A 22,879-nucleotide genomic window follows, 5' to 3' on the forward strand; every position below is an offset into this window, starting at 1 on the left:
AATCTCCCTTGCAATCAGTGATAATTTATTATACCATACAGTTTATTCGGAATCATTACACTTTGAAATGAGGAATACGATGACTCAGACAACGTTATTAGAAAAAGCTATCGCGAAAGTAAAAGAAAATGGCTTTAAGTATACCAAGAAACGTGAAACACTGTTGGATTATTTGATCAAAAGCAATCGTTACGTTGCTGCCCGCGAAGTTTATGATTATTTGAATGGACAGTTTCCCGGCCTGAGTTACGATACTGTTTATCGCAATTTAAGAGAATTTTGCGAGATTGGTTTGATCGAAGATACCGAACTGCAAGGAGAGATGAAATTTCGCTTCAGCTGCAGTGAAAATTTTGAACACCATCATCATTTTATTTGTACGGTCTGCGGGATGACAAAAGAGATTCATATGTGCCCAATGAATTTCTTTGAAGAACAGTTGGATGATTGCGAGATCGAAGGCCATCGCTTCGAGTTATATGGGCGATGTGCGAAGTGTCAAAAAGTTAATGAATAAATTAAAATTAAAATTCTTCAGTACCTTGACTCAAAATAGCCCATTAGCTATAATGACTTATGGACGGTCTTGTTTATTGAGAGTATCTTTCAATAGCAAAAACGGTTACATTTCAAGCCCGGAGGGAGGGAATTTATATGTCAAAAACAGTGGTTCGTAAAAATGAATCTCTTGACGATGCTCTTCGTCGCTTCAAACGTTCCGTTTCAAAAGCAGGGACTCTGCAAGAATCTCGCAAACGTGAATTTTATGAAAAACCAAGTGTGAAACGTAAGAAAAAATCAGAAGCAGCTAGAAAACGTAAGAAATTCTAGTCTGTGAACGGAGTGATTCGATGTCACTACTTACTACCTTGAATGAAGACATGAAGCAAGCGATGCGAGCAAAAGACAAAGAGACTTTGCAAGTGATCCGGATGCTGAAAGCTTCGATTCAAAATGAGCAAATAAAAAATGGTCAGGATTTAAATGAGGAAGAAGAGTTGACTGTCTTATCTCGCGAGATGAAACAACGTCGAGATTCTTTAACCGAGTTTGAAAAGGCTGATCGCGCCGATTTGGCTGATAAAGTCAAAAAGGAAATCGTAGTTGTTGAAAAATATTTGCCGGCTCAACTTTCCGAAGAAGAGATCCGCGCAATCGTTACAGAAGCAATTACAACAACAGGAGCCGCTTCACCAAAAGAATTTGGTAAAGTGATGGGTGCAGTGATGCCGAAAGTCAAAGGCAAAGCCGATGGCAATCAAGTCAATGCAATCGTCAAAGAGCTTCTGAACAATTAAGCAGTAATGAAAGTCGAGAGAATTTTCTCTCGACTTTTTTTGTGAGGATTACATAGTTCAGCATTTACTAACAGCAGAGGCTGCAAGCCAGATGTATCTGCTAGAAAACAAAGTAAAAATAGAAAAGACTGCTCCAACAAAAACATCCGTGCTTTGAAATTAGGAAAATGAACCAGTAAACGATGGAACTTCTGCCAGCAGGATCGCTTCTTTTTTAGCGGCAGTTTCTTTTGATTTTTTATGAAAGTTTAGACAATTTTGCTTTTATTTAGAGTGTGGTATTATAAGATGGAATGATTTACGAAGGGATGAACGCTTGTTGAATAGCAACGATTTTGAGTCGTTAGAAATAAAGCTTGATGGAAATGATGACATCAGTATGCTTTTAGGTACCCATGATAAACATATAAAATTTTTAGAAGACAATACTGAAACTACGATCAATACTCGCGGTGAGATGATCCAAATCATCGGACCAAAAGAAGAAACGCAATTAGTGGCAGAGATTATCCGAACGCTGCAAGTTTTGATCGATCGCGGGATTAAGATTGCAACGCCCGATGTCATGACGGCCTTGCGTTTGGGACGCGAAAATCACTTAGATGAATTTATCATGATCTATGAAGAAGAATTACTAAAAGATCGCAATGGAAAACCAATTCGGCCTAAAAATATCGGTCAGAGCCGCTACATCGCAGCGATTCGCAAGTCGGATGTAGTTTTCGGAGTGGGTCCTGCGGGGACTGGGAAAACGTATTTAGCGATCGTCATGGCAATCGCCGCATTAAAAAAAGGCGAGGTTCAGCGAATTATTTTAACGCGTCCAGCTGTTGAAGCCGGTGAAAGTTTAGGTTTCTTGCCGGGGGATCTGAAGGAAAAAGTCGATCCGTATTTACGTCCAATGTATGATGCACTGCATCAAATTTTTGGAATGGAGCATACGAACCGTTTATTAGAACGCGGAGTTATTGAGATCGCACCATTAGCTTACATGCGCGGTCGGACATTGGATGATGCCTTTGTCATTTTGGATGAAGCGCAAAACACGACGATCTCACAAATGAAGATGTTTTTGACGCGTCTTGGGTTTAATTCTAAGATGATCGTCAATGGCGATACCTCTCAAGTGGATTTGCCGAAAGGACAAGTCAGCGGGTTGATCCACGCTGAGCGAACGTTAAAAGGAATCAAAAAAATCCGCTTTGTAAACTTTGAAGCAGGGGACGTAGTTAGACACCCCGTAGTTGCAGAAATCATCGAAGCGTACGAGCAAGAGAACCTACGGCGCCAAGAGAAGTAGTCAGGAGGGAATTGAATGTTAAATCAACCCATCAATAACTTGCTGAAGAAGTTAGGTTCCAAATTTATAGTGATTATTCTAGGCGTTTTTTCACTTATCTTAGTTTTGACGATGCTTACTAGTGTGATTCAAAAAAGTGTAGACTATCAAGAAGGTCAAGTTGCCACAGAAAGCATTCGTGCTAATAAGACGATCGAAAATAAAGATGAAACGGATCAAAAACGTCAGCTGGCCGCTGAAGCAGTTACGCCTGAATATACATATCAGGCTGATTTAGCCAACACACAGCATGATCGGATCAGTCAATTGATCACCTTGATTCAAAAAGCCAATAGTGAGCTGGATAAAAATTATCAAAGCAAAGTCTCACAAGCTAAGGAAGGCGAAAAAATTCCTCAGCCGACGGTAGATGAGCGGGTAGCGGCGGTTAAAAAGAATTTTGAAGGTCTAGATCAAGACACAGTTACTTTTTATCAACAGCTGCCGGAAGAGTTTTATCAAGCAGTCGTCCAGTTGAGTTCCGCTGATTTGACTAAAGTCGGAACGGAAAGTTTGAGCCTTTTAGACGAACAAATGACCAAACGGATCCGCCAAAGCGATCTTGTTGAATACAAACAACAAGCCATCGACAAGATCCAAAATTTGGGTTTGTCTGATGCGTCTAATCAAGTCATCCGCTACTTATTAGATGACGGAATCGTGATCAATGATTCATTGAATCAAAAACGGACGGATGAATTAAAAGAACAAGCCAGCGACTCAGTCCAGCCGGTGATGATCTATCAAGGGGAAGTCATCGTGCGAGAAGGCAGTCAGATCGATGCTAATTCGATCAACAAGTTGAAATTACTAGGTTTGACCAGCTCAAGTACTTCGATCTTTCCATTAATCGCAATGATTTTAGCAACAATCTTGCAAGGGGTATTGCTGTGGTTTTATAGTCGGCAATTTGAAGTCGAATTTCAACGGGTGCGTTTTATTTTATTTTATAGCGCAACGATGGTGATCGGCGTCGTTATCATGAAGATCCTCCAAAGTTTTCAAGGCAGCAGCTCCAATAATTTGGCGCTGTTCTTCCCAGCCGCTTTTATGCCTTTAATCTTGACAGTCTTTGTCAATCGGCGGGCGGGGGCGTTATCGGCCGTTTTCCAAACGGTCTTCGCGTTGTTTATTTATTACAATGTGATTGGAACGAATATGCTGCCGGTGATTTTGATGACGTATCTATTTTCAGGCACATTGGCTGTTATGGTGAAACAAAAACGATTAGCCGATCAGCTGAAACAAGCGATGCTTTGGATTGTGGCGTTCCCATTGTTTTGGTCGATTATTTTGAGTATCTATCAAGGTATGTCCTTTACTGATTCGCAAACTTGGGGATTATTATTAGGCGCCTTTGCTGCCAGCATCTTATCTTTTATTATGGGGATGGGGTTGCAGCCATACATTGAAATTTTAGTGACCGACAGCAGCGTGATCACGTTGAATGAGTTGAGTAATCCTAACCATCCGCTGTTGAAAGAGCTGTTAGAAAAAGCTCCTGGAACATACCATCACTCGATGATGGTAGCTAATCTGAGTGCAAATGCAGTAGCAGAGATCGGCGGCCGCTCGCTGCTGACTCGAGTAGCGTGTTATTATCATGACATTGGCAAGATCCGTCACGCGAATTTCTTCGTTGAAAATTTGCCAACAGGCGCCGAAAATCCGCATAATTTTTTACTGCCGGAAGATAGCAAACAAATTATTTTTGGTCATGTCATCGAAGGAGCAAAAATTTTGCAAGAATATAAGATGCCGCAGATGGTCATCGACATTTGTTATCAACATCATGGGACAACCTTGATGAAATTTTTCTACTTTAAAGCAAAAGAACGCAATCCTGAAACGACCGAAGCGGAGTTCCGTTATCCGGGACCTAAACCGCAGACGCGAGAAGCTGGAGTTGTGAATATCGCTGATAGTTGCGAAGCTGCAGTTCGAGCAATGGATCATCCTTCGATTGATAAGATCACCGATTTTGTGCACAAGTTGATTGAAGAACGAATCAACGATGGGCAATTAGATGATTCTGGTTTGACTTTAAAAGAGATTCGTATCGTTGAGAAATCATTGATCAGCGGATTGAGTTCGACCTTCCATTCTCGGATCAAGTATCCAAGAATGCAATCAGAGGCAGAGAAAATGAAAGAAGAGCAAGAGAAAAAAGGGGAAGAGTAATGGATATTACCTTTATTGATGAAACCGAGCAAGTCTCGAATGAAAAAATCCAAGAAATCGACGGTGTCTTACAATTTGCAGCGGATTATTTGAAGCTGCCGGAAGATACGGAGATGTCGGTGACATTTATGGATAATGCCGCGATCCAAGTTATCAATCGTGATTATCGCGGAAAAGATGCACCGACAGACGTCATCAGTTTTGCCTTGGAAGAAGAAGGGGAAGATGAAGTTCCAATCATCATGGATGAAGAAGATCCGATGCCGCGCAATCTTGGCGATATTATGATTTCTACAGAGCGTGCCAAAGAACAAGCCGCAGAGTATGGGCATAGTTTTGATCGTGAGTTAGGCTTTCTAGCCGTCCATGGTTTTTTGCATATCAATGGGTATGACCATATGACAGCTGAGGATGAAAAAGAGATGTTCGGTCTGCAGAAAGAGATATTAGATGCCTATGGACTTAAAAGATAAAACGGGGAAAAATAAACATTTCGTCACGTCTTTAGAATTTTCGATCCAAGGAATCAAAACGGTTTTTCAAGAAGAACGTAATATGCGCGCGCACGCAGTCTTTGGACTGATGGCGATTCTTGTCGCATTCTTGTTGGGCGTCTCTGTGCTTGAATGGCTGTGGATCTTTTTAGCGGTCTTTCTAGTTTGGATCGTAGAAATCATCAACACCGTCTTTGAAAATGTCGTGGATATGGTGACAGATCACCATTTTCATCCGATCGGAAAAAAAATCAAGGATATGGCTGCCGGAGCAGTTTTAGTCACTTCGGTATTTGCCGTGATCGTTGGTGTCATTATCTTTTTACCAAAAATTATTGAGCTCTTTCTTTAGTCAAAGACAGCAGACTCAAAATAGCATTTATTTGCTATCAGGAAGGAATGGAATATGTCAGAACATAAATCAGGGTTTGTAGCGATCGTCGGTCGACCAAATGTCGGCAAATCAACATTGTTGAATCGGATCGTTGGGCAAAAAATCGCCATTATGAGCGACAAGGCGCAAACGACTAGAAATAAAATTCAAGGTGTTTATACGATACCGGAAGCACAAATCATCTTTATCGATACACCAGGCATCCACAAGCCGCGCCATCGTCTAGGCGATTACATGGTTGAGATGGCTTATAGTGCGCTTAGAGAAGTTGATGGGATCATCTTCATGGTTAGCGCAGATCAAAAACGCGGCCGCGGCGACGACTTTATTTTGGAGCGTCTAAGCAAACAAGAAGTTCCGGTTTACTTAGTGATCAATAAAATCGATACGATCCATCCAGATGAACTGTTAGCGATCATCGATGATTATCGTACGATCATGGATTTCAAAGAGATCATTCCCATTTCGGCAACTGAAGGAAACAATGTCGAGCATCTGCTTGAAACATTGGTCGATCAAATGGACGAAGGCCCGCAATATTTTCCTGATGATCAAATTACCGATCATCCAGAATACTTTATCGTTTCTGAATTGATTCGAGAAAAAGTTTTGAGTTTAACTAGAGACGAAGTACCGCATTCTGTAGCGGTCGTGACCGAGTCGATGAAGCGCGACGAAAATGACAAAGTTCATATCCAAGCGACCATTATTGTTGAACGAACGAGCCAAAAAGGCATCATCATTGGTAAAGGTGGTAAAATGCTGAAAAACATCGGGACACAAGCCCGTAAAGATATCGAGACACTTTTAGCAGATAGAGTTTATTTAGAACTATGGGTCAAAGTCCAAAAAGACTGGCGAGATAAACAAACATATCTGCAAGATTACGGTTACCGAAAAGACGATTATTAAACAAGAGCTTCACGAATTTCTCGTGGAGCTTTTGTGCACCCGTTCTGCTTTGCGCAATTTTTTATGTTTGATTTAGAACGAACAAAAAATAATTAAATCCAGAATTAATGGCGAGAGGTGAGTTTATGGCACAGATCGGTGAGACAAAAGGAATCATTTTATTCAGCCGTGATTATAAAGAAAAAGACAAATTAGTCAAAATATTTACCGAATCAGCCGGCAAAGTGATGTTTTTTGCGAAAGGGATCCACCGTGCCAACCATCCTTTGCAAACAGCGATCCAGCCCTTCACAGAAGCAGTATTTATCGGAAATATGAAAACCGAGGGCTTGTCTTTTTTAAACAGTGCCAAAGAGGTCCATCCTTTGCGGAAATTACAAGAAGATATTTTTTTGAATGCTTACGGCTCATATATTTTAGGTTTGACCGATGCCGCAATCGAAGATCATGTCTACGATCCGGCATTGTACGGATTTACGCGGGAAGCTTTGCAGCGGATGAATGAGGGGGCAGACGGCGAGACGATCATGAATATTTTTGAAGTGCAGATCATGCAGCGATTTGGTGTTTCGTTGAATTGGCAGGCTTGCGGTGTGTGTGGCAAGAAGACGGGGGCCTTTGACTTTTCTTCAAAATATAATGGAATCCTTTGCCAAGAACATTGGGATTTGGATCCGCGGCGCTATCATGCTGATCCGCGGGCTATCTATTTTCTGCGCTTGTTCAATAGTGTGACGTATGAAAATATCAATACCATCAATTTAAAACCCGAAACAAAAAAATCGATCCGTCAAACATTGGATCAACTGTACGAGGAGTACATCGGCTTACAGTTGAAAAGCAAGAAATTCATTGATCAGATGAGCGAGTGGCAAGACATATTAAAACCAAAAAATGAAAACTAATCTGCAGAGCCTGAACGGTGCTGCAGATTTTTTTATTACTCATTTTCTTTGAAAATTTCAGGGATTTTACGATAGGGATGATTTTTTATTTGTTAAAGAGTGCGTTGTTCCACAGATTTTCATTGCTAATTTATGATAAAACAATTAATATTATTAGAAATAAATAATATTTTAACGGTAAAAATGAGAAAAGCATTTTGTGTTGTGAGTTAAAACTGCTGGTAAATCAGTCTATCTGGTGAAAGTCAGCTCGCTTTTAATCTACAACAATGAGAATGTTAATAAGAATTGGGAGTGATGAGCATGGAAGAATTATGGGAAGTATTGAGGCCTGAAGAACAAATCGAATTAAAGCTAAGAAAGTTGTATACTCAGCATCATTTCCATCCTTATCACTTAAATAACTTTGAAGATTATGGAAGTTATCAACAAAGCTACAATTTTTTAAGAAACTCATCGATTATTACGTTTACTGGAAATGATGGTCGAACGATGGCATTGAAACCAGATGTGACGTTATCGATCGCTAAAAATACGCCAGCCGGAAAAGCACGGAAAGTCTATTACGTAGAAGATGTGTACCGTCATGATCGGCAAGCGGGAGAATATCAAAAAATTTATCAAATTGGTCTGGAGATCATCGATGAGATCACTTGGGAGAATCAGCTGGAAGTATTGGAACTGGCTTGGGAAAGTTTGGCTCAAGTTGGCGAAGGAACGCTGGATCTTTCTCACATGGGGATTTTAAATGGGATCTGTGACCGTTTTGCGGAAGAAGATCGCCAGAAAGTATTAGATTGTTTGCGGGATAAGAGTTCTCACGGCATGGATGCATTGACTGCAAAAGCGGGACTTGCAAAAGAAGAATCTGAAAATCTAGCCAAATTGGTTCGTTTGTCAGGGGATTTTGAAACGAAATATCAACGGGCAAAAAAATTATTGGCAAGTTATCCTGAAGCGCAAGCGGGTTTAGAGGAGCTGAAGCAATTATACCAAGCGTTGCAAGAAAAAAATCTAGCCGAAAAAGTTCATTTACGTTTAGATTTTTCAATTATGAATGATGCGGATTATTATAGCGGATTGTTGTTCCAAGGTTTTACAAAAGAGGCGCGCGTGACGATTTTGTATGGCGGACGATATGATCAGTTAATGAGCCGTCAAGGAAAAAATCAAGGAGCGATCGGTTTTGGGATGAAGTTGAATCATGCCGGACAAAAGATCCCGGTGGCAAGTGAAAGTGCTGAATATTTGAATATCGCTTTACCTAAAGGTCGAATGGGAGATGCGGTCTATGAGCTGTTTACGAAAGCAGGTGTCGCGGCTAAAGGAGTTTTTGCAGAAAATCGGAAATTGATTTTTTGCGATGAGGTAAACAAGCTGCGTTTCTTTTTAGTAAAGCCGAGTGATGTCGCGATCTATGTCGAGCATGGTGCCGCTGATATCGGTGTAGTAGGTAAAGATGTTCTGTTAGAAAGCAAAGCTGAAGTGATCGAATTTTTAGACCTTCACATGGGCAGCTGTCGTTTAGCAGTCGCCGCGCACAATGATTTTGAAGAAGATTTTTCACGCCCTTTACGTGTGTCAACTAAATATCCGCAAATCACAAGAGCATACTATGAAGGCCGCGGGCGTTCGGTAGAATTGATCCAACTACATGGTTCAATCGAATTAGCTCCGCTATTAAGGTTATCAGATGTGATTGTTGATATTGTCGAAACGGGAACGACGTTAAAAGAAAATGAGCTAAAAGTCATCGAAGAGATTGCGCCGTCTTCCGCACGTTTGATCATCAACAATGCGACTTGGCGTTTTAAACAGGAAAGAATCCAGAAAGTGATCGAGAAGGTGAGGGAACAATTATGAGAGTTTATTCCACCCAAAAGGATTCAGTAAATGACATTTTAACGCGGAAATACGCTGAAACTGCGGATGTCTCCACGATCGTCCAAAAAATCATTGCGCGTGTACGGGCTGGAGGCGATCAAGCGGTCTATCAATTAATCGAAGAAATAGATAATGTCGCACTTGATTCATTGGCGGTGAGCAAAGCAGAAATCGAAACGGCTTTGCAAACAGTCTCGGCTGAATTGCTGGCAGTGATGGAGCAAGCAAAAGCCAATATTCTTGCGTTTCATCAAAAACAAGTCCGCCAAGGATTCGTTTCAACTGAGCAAAATGGGGTTGTAATGGGTCAACGAATCTTGCCTTTGTCTTGCGTTGGGGTTTACGTCCCCGGCGGAACGGCCGCGTACCCCAGTACCGTGTTAATGGACGTATTACCGGCAAAAATCGCCGGAGTCAAAAAAATTGTTATGATGACACCAACGGATAGTGAAGGCAATGTTCCAGTTGCGATTTTGGCCGCAGCAAAAATCGCCGGAGTAGATGAAATTTATAAAGTCGGCGGCGCGCAAGGCGTGGCGGCACTTGCTTATGGAACCGAGACGATTCCGAAAGTAGATAAAATCGTAGGTCCCGGAAATATTTATGTGGCGACGGCCAAACGGATGGTCTATGGAACCGTCGATATCGATATGATCGCCGGACCGAGTGATGTTTCGATCATTGCTGATCACAGTGCCAATCCGCGCTGGATCGCAGCGGATCTTTTAGCCCAAGCAGAACATGATAAATTAGCGCAAGCAATTCTCATAACGACAGAAGAAGCATTGATCGAAAAAGTTCAATTAGAACTAGAAGAGCAATTGGCTGAATTACCGCGAAAAGAAATTGCAGCCGCCGCAATTGAAAACAACGGGAAAATAATTTTGGTCCGAGATTTGGCAGAGGCGACAGATATCGCCAACCAAATCGCACCGGAACATCTTGAATTGTCAGTCGCTGAGCCATTTGCTTTACTAGGAAAAGTTGAAAATGCCGGAAGTGTTTTTTTAGGCCACCATACGCCAGAAGTTTTGGGAGATTATTTTGCGGGTCCGAATCATACTTTGCCGACTGAAGGAACAGCACGATTTTATTCACCATTATCAGTAGATGATTTTGTTAAAAAGAGCAGCTATCTTTATTACACTCCAGAGGCGCTGGAAGCAGTCGGCCCAGCGGTCGAATTGTTTGCGGAGACCGAAGAGTTGATGGGTCACGCACGTTCGATGAAAGTTCGAAGAGACAGTGATCCTGCTTTTACAGCAAAGGATAAAAAGAGTGCGGACAGATCTGTCTGACAGAACACGAGATTTTTTTAAATGAATTTGTAAAAGGCGTTGAATTAGGAGGAAAAGAATGACCTTTTTAAATCAGAAATATCAAGATTTAACTCCCTATACACCAGGCGAACAAGTAGATGAACAGGTGTATATCAAATTAAATACCAACGAGAATCCGTATCCGCCCGCGCCAAGCGTGCAACAGGCAGTCAGTGAAGCGGCGAAAAAGTTGAATCGGTATTCAGACATCGCCGTCGAAACTGTCGCCAAACCATTGGCTCACTATCTGGGTGTGAAGCAAGAACAACTATTTCTTGGTAATGGCAGTGATGAAGTGCTTTCCTATCTTTTTCAAGGATTCACGGAAAAAGGAATCGCTTTTCCTGACGTAACTTACGGTTTTTATCAAGTCTACAGCAATCTTTATCAAGTAGAGACACAAGTTGTTCCGCTGAAAAAAGATTTTTCACTGGAACTAAAAGAATACGATGGATTAAAGGGAACGGTGATTTTTGCCAATCCTAACGCACCGACTGGAATTTATCTGACGCAAGAAGAAATTTGCGACTTTTTAACACGCCACCCGGATCGTTTGGTCGTGGTGGATGAAGCCTATGTTGATTTCGGCAACCAATCGATGGTGTCCTTGATCAATCAATATAAAAATTTGTTCGTAGTCGGGACTTTTTCTAAATCACGCCAGTTAGCTGGTGCGCGCCTAGGTTTTGGTGTAGGGAATGCGGAGTTAATTGCAGACCTGAATCGTTTGCGCTTCAGTCTGAATCCTTACAATGTCAATAGTTTGACCCAAGCAGCCGGTGGTGCCGTCTTGCACGAACAAGCTTACGTAGATCAGAAAATCCAAGAAACAATCCGTGTCAGAGAATGGAGTAAAAAAGAGTTGACAAGACTAGGGTTTGAACAGACCGATAGTCAAGGCAATTTTTTATTCGCGAAACATCCAAAAGTGGCAGGTGAAAAGCTGTTCACTAGTTTAAGAGAAAACAACATCTTAGTCCGCTGGTTCGACCAGCCGCGCATAAAAGAGTATTTACGAATCACGGTTGGGACACAAGAACAAATGGAACGCTTGATAAACGTTTTGACAACAATAATAGAAGAGGTGACAGTATGAGAAAAGCGGAAGTGATTCGCCAAACATCTGAAACAAAGATTCAGCTGGCCTTGACGATAGACGGCACTGGACAGCAAACGATCAAAACAAAGATCGGTTTTTTAGATCATATGTTGGAATTGTTCGTTCGGCATGGTCGTTTTGATTTGGAGCTTACTTGTGACGGTGACATTGAAGTAGATGCGCATCATACAACAGAAGATATCGCCATCGCACTTGGACGGGCTTTTTCTGAAAGTCTGGGCGAACGTCGCGGGATCACACGCTACGGCAGTATGTTGCTGCCGATGGATGAAGCGTTAGTGATGACTGCTGTCGACATCAGCGGCCGCGGGATGGCAGTCGTCGAGTTAGACATTCCTAGCGAAAAAATCGGTCAACAGTTTGATACTGAATTAGTCGAAGAATTTTTTATCGCGTTTGCGCGTGAATTAGGAGCGACGATCCATTTGCATCAAATTGCTGGAAAAAATAGTCATCATATCGTTGAAGCGTGTTTTAAAGGTTTTGGCCGGGCATTAGGCGAGGCGACTGCGGTCAATCAGCAAGCTCCGGATGAAATTCCATCCACCAAGGGAACAATCAATTGATGACTAAATTTTGACGGGGTATTCATGTTTAAAAATGTTAGAGGAAGTTTAATTTAGGGTAAATATAAGCAATCATGACGTTAGAAAAATTTAGACAGTACGGATAAATCAACTTTGATTTAGATACTTCTGTCAACTTAAGCAATCACGTTCATTGAAATGATTCTAAAGGAGGAAATTCATGCTAGCAATTATAGATTACGGCGTGGGCAATTTGTTTAGTTTAGCGCGTTCATTGGAGTACTTAGGTGTTAAATGCCAAATCACGCGTTCCCTAACCGAATTAACCGCCGCCGATCGGATCATTTTGCCAGGAGTCGGCGCGTTCGGCGATGCACGCAAAAAACTTGATGAATTATCACTAGTTGAGCCCATCCAAGAGTTAGCAGCGTCAGGCAAACCTTTTTTAGGAATTTGTCTGGGGATGCAGCTGCTGTTTGATAAAAGCGAAGAATTCGGCGATCACCCAGGTCTGGGACTGATTCCGGGACGAATCGTTTCTATGCGCGGGGCATTTGAACAAGCGAGTATCGATCTAAAAGTTCCGCAGATTGGCTGGAACAAGCTAAACGTACACAATCACCAAAGTCCGCTAGTGAAATCACTAGGAGAAAATGATTTTGTTTATTATGTCCACAGCTATTATGCGACAGATTGCCAAGAACATTTAATTGCAGACAGTGAGTATGGGATCTCGATCCCTGGTATCGTCCAAAACAAAAATGTTTTCGGCACGCAATTTCATCCGGAAAAAAGTGGAACGGTCGGTTTAAATATCTTAAAAGCTTTCACGGAGGTGCCTGTATGAAAATTTTTCCAGCGATTGATCTTTTGGATCAGAAAGTCGTTCGGCTCTACCAAGGGGATTATCAGCAAAAAGAAGTTTTTGGCGATGATCCAGTTGCCTTTGCCCAGTCATTTGAGCAAGCCGGTGCAAATTATTTGCATCTCGTTGATTTAGACGGGGCTAAAGCGGGGAAGCTGCACTATTTTGAAATTGCACAAAAAATTGTTGAAAACACAAATTTATTTGTAGAAGTCGGCGGCGGGATTCGTGACGAGGAAACGATCAAACACTGTCTATCAGCCGGTGTAGATCGAGTTATCCTCGGAACGATCGCTCAAAAAGATCCTGCGTTTACACAAGCGATGCTGAAAAAATATGGAAATAAAATTGCCATCGGCGTAGATGCTAAAGATGGAAAAGTCGCCGTCGAAGGCTGGTTGGAAAAAACAGAGACGGATGCGTTTGGATTTTGTCAGCAATTAGTCGTTTGGGGAGCTGAAACGATTATTTTCACTGAGATCGCCCGCGATGGGACCGGTGAAGGGATCAACTTGCCGCTGTATCAAAAACTCAATCAGCTAGAGGCAGAAATCGTGGCTTCTGGCGGGGTAGCGTCTTTGAAAGATATTGAAGGGTTGAAACAGTTAGGGATTTCCGGCGCGATCGTCGGAAAATCACTGTATAACGAAAGTTTGAAATTAGAAGATGTTCTAGCGGCAGGCAGAGAAGAGTATTAATCATTCTGCTATGCCCGATTTGTCTGAGTCAGCTGATTTGCAATGCAGAAATAAAACGGGACTGTTCAGCAAACTGATTTGCAAAAAGGCGGAAGTATTTTTACAGAAACGATAGTGGGAGGACAATTAATGATCGCAAAACGAATCGTTCCATGTTTAGATGTGCGTGATGGACGTGTTGTCAAAGGGGTCAATTTTGCGGGGCTGCAAGATGTCAATGATCCAGTGACGTTGGCGCGTTTTTACAACGAGCAAGGCGCAGATGAGTTAGTCTTTTATGACATCACCGCTTCAGCAGAAGAGCGGGGACTATTCACGGATATTTTAAAAGGTGTGGCGTCAGAAGTATTCATCCCTTTGACTGTTGGCGGCGGGATCAATACGTTGTCTGATTTTGAACGTGTTTTGAATTGCGGTGCGGATAAAGTCAGTATTAATTCTGGTGCGCTTCGCCGGCCACAGTTGATCGAAGAAGGTGCAAAACGCTACGGCAGCCAATGTGTCGTTTTATCAGTAGATATTCGGCGTGTCGGTGACCAATGGCATGTTTTTGCAAAAGGCGGACGCGAAGATACGGGATTAGAAGCGTTGGAATGGATCCGTCAAGGCGAACAGCTGGGAGCGGGCGAATTAGTCATCAACAGTATGGATACAGATGGTGTGAAGCAAGGCTTTGATCTCAAGCTGCTGGAAACTGTCAGCAAGAACACTTCGTTACCCATCGTAGCTTCTGGCGGGGCTGGGAAAAGTGAAGATTTTATTGACTTGTTCCAATTACCGAAGATCGAAGCTGGTTTAGCTGCCTCGATTTTCCATTATGGCGAAGTGAAGATTCCAGAATTGAAAAAACAATTGCTGGCCGCAAAGATACCCGTTCGGATCGTTTAGACTATTAAGCGGATTTTTACAGGATTTTAAAGCCATTCTATTTTAGAAATAAATTTATTTTTATTTTTTCGCAAAAGGCGGATGCCAATTTGAACTAGGGGTGAAAAACATGACGAAGTTAAAATTTGATGATCAAGGATTGATTCCGGTGATCGTTCAAGATGCGGAAACCAATGAAGTACTGACATTGGCCTATATGAATCAGGAAAGTTATGAATTGACGTTGAAAGATCAATTGATGACTTTTTATTCTCGCAGCCGCAAAGAGTTATGGCGCAAAGGCGAAACTAGCGGGAATTACCAACATCTAGTATCGCTGAAATTAGACTGCGATCAAGATGCACTAGTAGCGAAAGTAAAAAAAGAGGGACCGGCTTGTCATACTGGCGCAGAAAGCTGTTTTAATGAAGTTTTATTTGGCAAAGATTCGGCTAGTACGATCGACGCTTTGTATCAATTAGTCAAAGATCGGAAAGAAACGCCGCAAGAAGGCAGCTATACTAGTTATTTATTTGAAAAGGGCGTTGAGAAAATTTTGAAAAAAGTCGGTGAAGAGTCGACGGAAGTTGTGATCGGTGCAATGAAAGAAGATCATGACGAAACGGTTTTTGAAATTTCTGATTTGGTGTATCATATTCTTGTATTGATGGTGGAAAGAGAGATTGATTTGGCAGAAGTGCGCCAAGAATTAGCAAACCGCCATGTTGTTGATAAAAAAGTGAAACAAGAACGGATGCAGTAGCTGCAAGTATGATTTTTGGTTGGCAGAAAAGTTAGCCAGCCAAAATATCAGACACATTTTCAACAGATTCATTTAAACTAGGAGGATCAGCGATGTTTTATTCAAATGCACATACCCACAGCACGTGGTGCGACGGAAAAGATACTTTAGCAGATATGGCGCAAGCAGCGATTGATTTAGGTTTTACGGATCTGGGATTTACGTGTCACTCGCCGGCACCTTTTGATCCAAGTTGTCCGGGCGTGCAAAATGAAGCAGCTTATCAAGCCGCATTGCATGAATTAAAGCAGCAATTAGCGGGGCAATTGAACATCGTCTCAGGATTAGAATGGGATTATTACAGCCCGGATCCAATGGACGGCTATGATTACACTGTAGGCTCTGTTCATTATTTTCCGCCGCGGCAAGGGGTTTTTCGCAGTGTCGACGAAAGTCCGGAAAGTCTCATGCAGACTGTGGATCAGTGGTATCAAGGAGATAGTATGCAGCTAGTCCAAGATTATTATGATACGGTGGTCAAGCACATCGATCAAAATCATGCGAAGATCGTCGGTCATTTTGATTTGATCACAAAGTTCAATGAAAAACAGCCTTGGCTGGATGAAGATAGTGAAAAATATCAAGCAATCGCTTTGAAGGCGTTAAATGATGTGATCGATATCATCCAAACGTATGACGGAATGGTGGAGATCAATACAGGAGCGATCTCGCGCAACTGGCGAACGACGCCGTATCCGAATCCTTTTTTACTGAAGCAATTGAAGCAACGAGAATGCCCAATCATTATTACAAGCGACAGTCATGAAACGACGACATTGACTTGTCATTTTTCTGAAACGGTCAAATTATTGAAAACAATCGGTTTTACCGCAACAAGGCAATTAAAAGACGGAATTTTTCAGCCGATTTCTTTTGATTAAGAGAAAGATTTGACAAAAGGGGTGCGGTGTCGCTATTATAGAACCAAGTTGAATACGTGCGAAGATCAAATTTAGAAATTTGTGGAAGATCACAGCGAGTTTGGGATAGTGGGAGCCAAACAGGGAAACAGATTTTGTTGGCATTTGTGAGCACATTTAGTTAAAGCTGCCAAGCACTCTTGCTTGGAAGTAGGGTGGAACCGCGTTGATACGTCCCTATGCCGAATCTCGGCATAGGGACTTTTTTTGCGAGCGCCACTTTTTATTTTAGTATGGTCAGTGGAGTCATGAGCTAGCTGCTCTGTGAGTTAAAAGAAAAATAAAAGTTAATAATCAAACAGGAGGAAACAAAATGAGCAAGTTAACGGTACAAGAAATGATTTTGACGTTGCAAAAATTTTGGTCAGACAATGGCTGCATGTTAATGCAAGCCTACGATACAGAAAAAGGGGCGGGGACAATGAGTCCGTATACTTTTTTACGGGCGATCGGGCCAGAACCATGGCGTGCGGCTTACGTGGAACCTTCACGTAGGCCGGCTGATGGACGTTACGGGGAAAATCCTAACCGGTTGTATCAACACCATCAATTCCAAGTAGTGATGAAACCTTCACCAAAAAATATCCAAGAGTTGTATTTAGACAGCTTGCGTTTATTAGGAATCGATCCGCTGGAACACGACATTCGTTTTGTAGAAGACAACTGGGAAAATCCTTCAATGGGTTGTGCCGGTGTTGGTTGGGAAGTTTGGTTAGACGGAATGGAGATCACCCAGTTTACTTATTTCCAACAAGTCGGCGGTCTGCAATGCCGTCCAGTAACTTCTGAATTGACTTATGGCTTGGAACGGTTAGCTTCATACATTCAAGCGGTTGATAGTGTTTATGATTTAGAATGGAGCGCCGGTGTGAAATACGGTGAGATCTTCAAACAACCTGAATATGAACATTCAAAATATTCATTTGAAGAAAGTAATCAAGAAATGTTGTTAGAAAACTTTGATAAATTTGAAAAAGAAGCCAAACGTTGTATTGACGAAAATCTAGTACATCCTGCGTACGATTACATTTTAAAATGCAGCCATACGTTCAACTTGTTAGATGCTCGCGGAGCGGTATCTGTAACAGAACGTGCCGGCTACTTAGCACGGATCCGCAATATGGCGCGTGCTGTTGCTAAAATTTTCGTAGCTGAACGTGAGAAACTAGGCTTCCCATTATTGAATCAGGAGGGCAAATAAGATGGCGAAAAATCTATTATTAGAAATTGGTTTAGAAGAAATGCCAGCCCACGTGGTGTGGCCAAGCATCAAACAATTAGAAGAAAAAATCTCAAAATTTTTGGCAGAAAATAGTTTGACCTTTGAATCGATTGAAAACTTTTCAACGCCTCGTCGGTTAGCAATCCGGGTAACCAATATTCCTGATCGACAAGAAGATGTACAAGAAGAAGTCAAAGGTCCCGCAAAAAAAATCGCACTAGATGCTGAAGGCAACTGGAGCAAAGCGGCCGAAGGATTTGTTCGCGGCCAAGGCTTGACGACGGATGCTATCACATTCCGTGAGCTGAACGGTGTCGAATATGTCTATGTCACAAAATACATCCACGGAAAAGAAAGCAAAGAAGTCTTGACTGGATTGTTAGACGTTGTCAAAAGCATGACTTTTCCAACTATGATGCATTGGGGCGACACGATGTTTGAATACATCCGTCCGATTCATTGGATTGTGGCTTTATTAGATGATGAAGTCATTCCCTTTGAATTATTGGATGTTCAAACAGGACGGACGACAGAAGGCCATCGTTTCTTAGGAGATCAAATCGAGCTTACAAATCCGAGTGAATATGAAGAAAAATTAGCAGAACAATTCGTAATTGCCGACGCACATAAACGCCAACAAATGATCGTGGAACAAATCGAAGTGATCGCTGAAAAAAATAAATGGGTCATCGATCTGGATGCTGATTTGTTAGAAGAAGTAACAAATTTGGTAGAATACCCAACCGCTTTTGTCGGCGATTTTGAAGAACGTTTCTTATCGATACCAGAAGAGGTTTTAGTTACTTCGATGAAAGAACATCAACGTTACTTTGAAGTCCGCAATCAAGCAGGAATGCTATTGCCACATTTTATTTCAGTCCGTAACGGCAACAGTGTGAAATTAGACAATGTCGCTAAAGGAAACCAAAAAGTTTTAGCGGCCCGTTTAGAAGACGGCGAATTTTTCTTTGAAGAAGATAAGAAATTGTCGATCGAAGACTGCGTTGAAAAATTAAAAAATGTGACTTTCCACGAAAAAATCGGCAGCATGTATGAAAAAATGCAGCGGGTTGGTTTAATCAGTCAAGTGATCGGTCAACGCGTTGGATTAACTGAGGAAGAATTAACGACTTTAAAACGTGCATCAGAAATCTACAAATTTGATCTAGTTACGAATATGATCGGAGAATTTCCTGAATTGCAAGGGATCATGGGCGAAAAATATGCCTTATTAAAAGGTGAGACACCGGCTGTTGCTGCAGCGATTCGTGAACATTATTTACCGACGTCAGCTGACGGAGAATTGCCAAAAACAGTGATTGGAGCGGTTTTAGCGATTGCTGATAAACTGGACAGCGTATTAGGCTTCTTCGCGGTAGGCATGATCCCAAGCGGTTCAAATGATCCTTATGCATTGCGTCGTCAAACTTATGGAATCATCCGGATCATCGAAGCACAAGGTTGGACCTTCCCGTTCACCGATATGCAAGGAGCAATCGTGGATGCGATCAATGAAGACGTCTTAGATTATGGAATCCATTTCAACCGTGACCAAAAAGAATTCATTGAGTTCTTTAAAGGCCGGATCCGTCAGCGCCTGCAAATCTATAATGTCCGTCACGATATCATCGATGCGGTAGTAGATTCAAGTCAAGATGATTTAGTGCAAATTTTCAAAACAGCTCAGATCTTTGATCAGCATTTATCGGATGAACATTTCAAAGAGACGATGGAAGCTTTGACGCGGGTCATTAATTTGACGAAGAAGATGGAGCCGGCCGCGATCAATTACAAAGTTGATCCTCAGTTATTTGAAAATGACAGCGAAAAAGAGCTTTATGCCGCCGTAAAAGAAGCCGAAGATGAATTTGCAAACCAAAGTATGGCTGAAAATTATCAAACTTTAACGAACTTGCGTCCAGTGATCGAACGTTATTTCAATGACACGATGATCATGGTCGAAGACGAAAAAATTCGCGACAATCGCTTGAATCAATTAGCGATCATCACGCGGATGGCCAATGCGTTAGCAAGTATCGATAAGATCATTACGAAATAAGAAAAATCAAACACTGCTGATTTACGAAATAGTGCCATAATAAAAACCTTTGAGTGCAAACTCAAAGGTTTTTTCTTATAGGATCAATTTTAATAATAGCGGGATGTAGGCGAGATAAAGTAAGACAGAATAGCCTAAGGATGACGCTGCAAATTTTTGATCGGCGTCATAGGAACGAGCCAAAATTGGGACAGAATTTTGGACGGGCATAGCTGATTGAATGATAAAAACAGAAAGCATCAAAGGCGGTACGCTGATCCATTGTCCTAATGACCAAACGATCAAAGGCGAAATCAGATAGCGCCCGATGAGCACACCGAGAATATCTTTGTTCAGTTTCAGGTTTTTAATGCCGACATTATAGACGATGATCCCAATTACAAACATTGACAATGGTGTCGTCAAATTCGCGAGATAGGCTAAAAATGTCGCGATGGAATTTGGCACGGTCAGGTTTATCAAAACCATACATAAGCCAAGCAAGAAGCCTAAGAGTGCCGGTGAAAAAATTTTCTTTAAAATCGGAATCAAATGAAAACTGACGGTCGCTTGTTCGATCTGCGGATTATCGCGAGCGATGAAATAAATTCCTAATGTCCAAAAAAGTGTCGTATTGACGATGTAATAGAGCAAGACATAAGGAACCGCCCGTTCACCAAAGATCGCTAAATTGATGGGCAATCCGATAAAGATCGTATTGGAACAAGTGAACATCGTAGAAAAAATCCCTTTGCGAGCTGGTGAGATATGGAAGATCCGTCGATAGATAAAACTGATCACAAAAGTCAACAGCATCGAAAGAAGCGGGATCACCATTCCGCCAACAAGATGCAGAAATTCAGAGCGGGAAAAATTTTTGGTGATCGTCAAAAACATATTGCAAGGCAAGGCGATCTGTAAAACTAATTTTGAAAAGGCGTCGCCGATTTGATTTGTGAACCACTGTTTATAGGTCAAAACGTAGCCGATAAACATTAAAACAAAAATAAAAAGGATATTGATATATGCAGAAATCATTTTTTCACCCCAAGTCTACTGTCTACTATACAGAAAAAAACGGATGTCATCAATTGCTGATGACGCCCGTATGTTCATTTCTATCTTGATAATTCAGTAAGCCGGTTAAATTTTCGATTTGTTCCTCGAGACTGTCGCCAACGGTCGTATCCTTGATGAGGACACGCGTCAAATCTTTATCGATCACGCGTTTCAAAGAAGTTTCATCGACTTGTCTAGTTAATAAATTCTCAACCGACTCAAACGGATCATGGGTGACCAATTGGAAGCCGTAAGAATTATTCAGCAATGAGTACCCAGCGATGCCCGTCGTCTTTTGATAAGCTTTAGAGAGCCCGCCGTCGATCACAAACAGCATGCCTTCACCTTTGATCGGCGATTCGCCACCTTTGACCCTCACCGGTGTATGGCCGTTGATAATCCGCGAGTGGGGAGAATATAATGCAAATTCTTCTAAGATCAGCTGACAAGTTTCATAGGTATCACGAAACTGATAATATGGATTTTTGATTTCTTTATGGGTCTTTTTATCAGCGATAAAGTAGCGCTCGAAAGTAGTCATGGCACTTTTGCCAAACTGGGGTGAAACTTTTCCCGTCCAACAATACCAGATCCAATCAGCGGCTGAACTATCTTTTTGCTGGCTTTGACAACCAGAACGAATCTGTTCTTCAAAAAAGTTCAAAAGATCTTTCCCGCTGTGATCCTTGCCGGCAACGTTCAGCGGCAGAAAACTTCCATCAGCTTTTAAGGGCAGACAACCGTGAAACAGAAGGTGCTGGTTATAAACTAAATACATCGAGCCTTTATCTAACAACAGCTGCATGTGTTCTCGCATTTTTGTTGATTGTTGGAAAGAAGCCAACAATGTATCTACTACATATTCTTCTTGTTCGGTGAGCGCATGAACATCTTTTTGGATCGTTTGGAAACAGCTGCCTTGCAATGGATACTCTTTGCCAGCTAACCGGATCGTTTCTTGCTCGAAGTCGATTTTTTCTAACAGCAGCCGATCATTCATTTGAAACTCAGGATGTCGTTTGATCAATTGACCTTCTAATTTAAATTGAATAACTGACAACGCTTGGTGGACTTTTTCCAAGCTGTCTAAACTTTCGATTGAATAACTTTCCCCACTATTTTTTTCTTTTGGCGTAAAAATTGGATTCTTTTGATAATGTTCTTCTGCATACATGAAGAGCGGCCGGAGATTCAAAGCATACGCCTGTTCGATCTCGTATAAATAATTATAACGAGCAGCGATTCGTAACAAGGTCATCAAACAAGCGCGGGAGCCAGCATACGCACCCATCCACAAAATATCGTGGTTGCCCCATTGGATATCGACAGAAGGATGCTGGCACAAAGTATCCATAATTTTATCAGCAGCGGGTCCGCGATCAAAAATATCACCGACTACATGAAGATGATCTAATACCAAACGCTGGATACTTTGACACAAAGCGATGATAAACGGTTTACCTTGCTCCAAATCTAGTAAGTGGGCTAGGATCTGATCAAAATAAGCGGCTTTGTCAGTGTAATTCGTATCCGTATACATCAGTTCTTCAATAATATACGCATATTGTTTCGGCAGCGCTTTCCGAACTTTTGAACGTGTATATTTTGTTGAGCAAAAAGCCAGCAATTCTAATAATTGCCGGATCTTTTTCCGATACCAAGAACAATCACGATACGCATAGAAGTCTTCATCTGACAATGCTTGCTGCGGATAAGCAACTAGGATCGTTAATTTGTCTTTTTCGTGTTCTGTTAAGCGGTCACCAAAAAGCAAGCTGATTTTTTCTTTGATATTTCCGGCACCAGTGCGCAAGATGTGATCAAAGGCGGCGAACTCCCCATGAATATCACTGATGTAAAGTTCGGTTCCTTTTGGCAGATGCATGATGGCTTCTAAGTTGACCAACTCAGTCATGATCGCTTCTTTGGTACTAAATTCTTTTTCCAACATTTGATAATATTTTTCACGGGTCGATAGCATACAGGCACTCCTTATTCAGATTGGTTTTTCACAGATCGATCGAGCAGGCTGACT

22 protein-coding genes are annotated in these 22,879 nt (G+C 41.7%); 20 read left to right on the plus strand and 2 right to left on the minus strand.

The features are described from left to right. Positions 1–79 precede the first annotated feature (79 nt). The 20 genes from FFM63_RS02185 to glyS all read left to right on the plus strand — a co-directional run bounded on the left by FFM63_RS02185 (position 80) and on the right by glyS (position 19,806). Positions 80–517 carry a Fur family transcriptional regulator gene (locus FFM63_RS02185; protein WP_137608708.1) on the plus strand — a complete coding sequence of 146 codons (438 nt, stop codon included), beginning with the start codon at positions 80–82 and terminating at the stop codon, positions 515–517. Positions 518–654: 137 nt separating this feature from the next. Continuing rightward, complete coding sequence (rpsU, locus tag FFM63_RS02190; RefSeq protein ID WP_002356740.1) at positions 655–831, plus strand: 30S ribosomal protein S21; 177 nt, start codon at positions 655–657, stop codon at positions 829–831. Positions 832–851: 20 nt separating this feature from the next. Beyond that, complete coding sequence (locus tag FFM63_RS02195; RefSeq protein WP_137608709.1) at positions 852–1,298, plus strand: GatB/YqeY domain-containing protein; 447 nt, start codon at positions 852–854, stop codon at positions 1,296–1,298. A gap of 379 nt (positions 1,299–1,677) precedes the next feature. Next, the gene (locus tag FFM63_RS02200; RefSeq protein ID WP_171000185.1) at positions 1,678–2,598 is read left to right on the plus strand and encodes a PhoH family protein; all 921 of its coding nucleotides are present in this window, start codon (positions 1,678–1,680) and stop codon (positions 2,596–2,598) included. Positions 2,599–2,613: 15 nt separating this feature from the next. After that, entirely contained in the window at positions 2,614–4,818 is a 2,205-nt protein-coding gene (locus tag FFM63_RS02205; protein ID WP_137608711.1) for an HD family phosphohydrolase, read from the plus strand. Next, positions 4,818–5,291: an rRNA maturation RNase YbeY gene (gene ybeY, locus FFM63_RS02210; RefSeq protein WP_137608712.1), complete on the plus strand. Its 474-nt coding sequence runs from the start codon at positions 4,818–4,820 to the stop codon at positions 5,289–5,291. Before FFM63_RS02205 ends, ybeY begins: the two co-directional genes overlap by 1 nt. Beyond that, the gene (locus tag FFM63_RS02215; RefSeq protein WP_137608713.1) at positions 5,269–5,664 is read left to right on the plus strand and encodes a diacylglycerol kinase family protein; all 396 of its coding nucleotides are present in this window, start codon (positions 5,269–5,271) and stop codon (positions 5,662–5,664) included. The genes ybeY and FFM63_RS02215 overlap by 23 nt, the downstream gene beginning before the upstream one ends. Before the next feature lie 54 nt (positions 5,665–5,718). Further along, positions 5,719–6,618 carry a GTPase Era gene (gene era, locus FFM63_RS02220; RefSeq protein WP_137608714.1) on the plus strand — a complete coding sequence of 300 codons (900 nt, stop codon included), beginning with the start codon at positions 5,719–5,721 and terminating at the stop codon, positions 6,616–6,618. A gap of 125 nt (positions 6,619–6,743) precedes the next feature. Continuing rightward, a complete protein-coding gene (recO, locus tag FFM63_RS02225) occupies positions 6,744–7,523 on the plus strand; it encodes a DNA repair protein RecO (RefSeq protein WP_137608715.1) in 780 nt (259 codons plus the stop codon). Between the two features lie 303 nt (positions 7,524–7,826). Continuing rightward, positions 7,827–9,386: an ATP phosphoribosyltransferase gene (gene hisG, locus FFM63_RS02230; protein WP_137608716.1), complete on the plus strand. Its 1,560-nt coding sequence runs from the start codon at positions 7,827–7,829 to the stop codon at positions 9,384–9,386. Further along, positions 9,383–10,705: a histidinol dehydrogenase gene (hisD, locus tag FFM63_RS02235; protein ID WP_137608717.1), complete on the plus strand. Its 1,323-nt coding sequence runs from the start codon at positions 9,383–9,385 to the stop codon at positions 10,703–10,705. The genes hisG and hisD overlap by 4 nt, the downstream gene beginning before the upstream one ends. Before the next feature lie 58 nt (positions 10,706–10,763). Further along, the gene (hisC, locus tag FFM63_RS02240; protein ID WP_137608718.1) at positions 10,764–11,822 is read left to right on the plus strand and encodes a histidinol-phosphate transaminase; all 1,059 of its coding nucleotides are present in this window, start codon (positions 10,764–10,766) and stop codon (positions 11,820–11,822) included. Further along, complete coding sequence (gene hisB / locus FFM63_RS02245; protein WP_137608719.1) at positions 11,819–12,412, plus strand: imidazoleglycerol-phosphate dehydratase HisB; 594 nt, start codon at positions 11,819–11,821, stop codon at positions 12,410–12,412. The genes hisC and hisB overlap by 4 nt, the downstream gene beginning before the upstream one ends. Before the next feature lie 181 nt (positions 12,413–12,593). Continuing rightward, positions 12,594–13,220, plus strand: a complete 627-nt coding sequence (gene hisH / locus FFM63_RS02250; RefSeq protein ID WP_137608720.1) for an imidazole glycerol phosphate synthase subunit HisH — start codon at positions 12,594–12,596, stop codon at positions 13,218–13,220. Next, positions 13,217–13,936, plus strand: coding sequence for a 1-(5-phosphoribosyl)-5-[(5-phosphoribosylamino)methylideneamino]imidazole-4-carboxamide isomerase (gene hisA, locus FFM63_RS02255; protein ID WP_137608721.1), 720 nt, complete (start codon positions 13,217–13,219; stop codon positions 13,934–13,936). Before hisH ends, hisA begins: the two co-directional genes overlap by 4 nt. Before the next feature lie 129 nt (positions 13,937–14,065). Beyond that, positions 14,066–14,824: an imidazole glycerol phosphate synthase subunit HisF gene (hisF, locus tag FFM63_RS02260; RefSeq protein ID WP_137608722.1), complete on the plus strand. Its 759-nt coding sequence runs from the start codon at positions 14,066–14,068 to the stop codon at positions 14,822–14,824. Positions 14,825–14,933: 109 nt separating this feature from the next. Further along, positions 14,934–15,566 (plus strand): bifunctional phosphoribosyl-AMP cyclohydrolase/phosphoribosyl-ATP diphosphatase HisIE, encoded by a 633-nt coding sequence (gene hisIE / locus FFM63_RS02265; RefSeq protein WP_137608723.1) that lies wholly within the window; start codon positions 14,934–14,936, stop codon positions 15,564–15,566. Positions 15,567–15,658: 92 nt separating this feature from the next. Next, positions 15,659–16,486: a histidinol-phosphatase gene (locus FFM63_RS02270; protein WP_137608724.1), complete on the plus strand. Its 828-nt coding sequence runs from the start codon at positions 15,659–15,661 to the stop codon at positions 16,484–16,486. A gap of 352 nt (positions 16,487–16,838) precedes the next feature. Next, on the plus strand, positions 16,839–17,726 hold the full coding sequence (gene glyQ / locus FFM63_RS02275) for a glycine--tRNA ligase subunit alpha (protein WP_137608725.1): 888 nt from the start codon (positions 16,839–16,841) through the stop codon (positions 17,724–17,726). A gap of 1 nt (position 17,727) precedes the next feature. Beyond that, positions 17,728–19,806, plus strand: coding sequence for a glycine--tRNA ligase subunit beta (gene glyS / locus FFM63_RS02280; protein ID WP_137608726.1), 2,079 nt, complete (start codon positions 17,728–17,730; stop codon positions 19,804–19,806). Between the two features lie 75 nt (positions 19,807–19,881). On the opposite strand, the gene FFM63_RS02285 is transcribed toward glyS, so the two are convergent. Both FFM63_RS02285 and FFM63_RS02290 read right to left on the minus strand, forming a co-directional pair. Further along, positions 19,882–20,823: an AEC family transporter gene (locus FFM63_RS02285; protein ID WP_137608727.1), complete on the minus strand. Its 942-nt coding sequence runs from the start codon at positions 20,821–20,823 to the stop codon at positions 19,882–19,884. Positions 20,824–20,872: 49 nt separating this feature from the next. Beyond that, positions 20,873–22,825: a fructose-1,6-bisphosphatase gene (locus FFM63_RS02290; protein WP_137608728.1), complete on the minus strand. Its 1,953-nt coding sequence runs from the start codon at positions 22,823–22,825 to the stop codon at positions 20,873–20,875. Positions 22,826–22,879: the final 54 nt, after the last annotated feature.

The organism is Enterococcus pingfangensis, from assembly GCF_005405205.1.
Taxonomy (GTDB): Bacteria; Bacillota; Bacilli; order Lactobacillales; family Enterococcaceae; genus Enterococcus_A; species Enterococcus_A pingfangensis.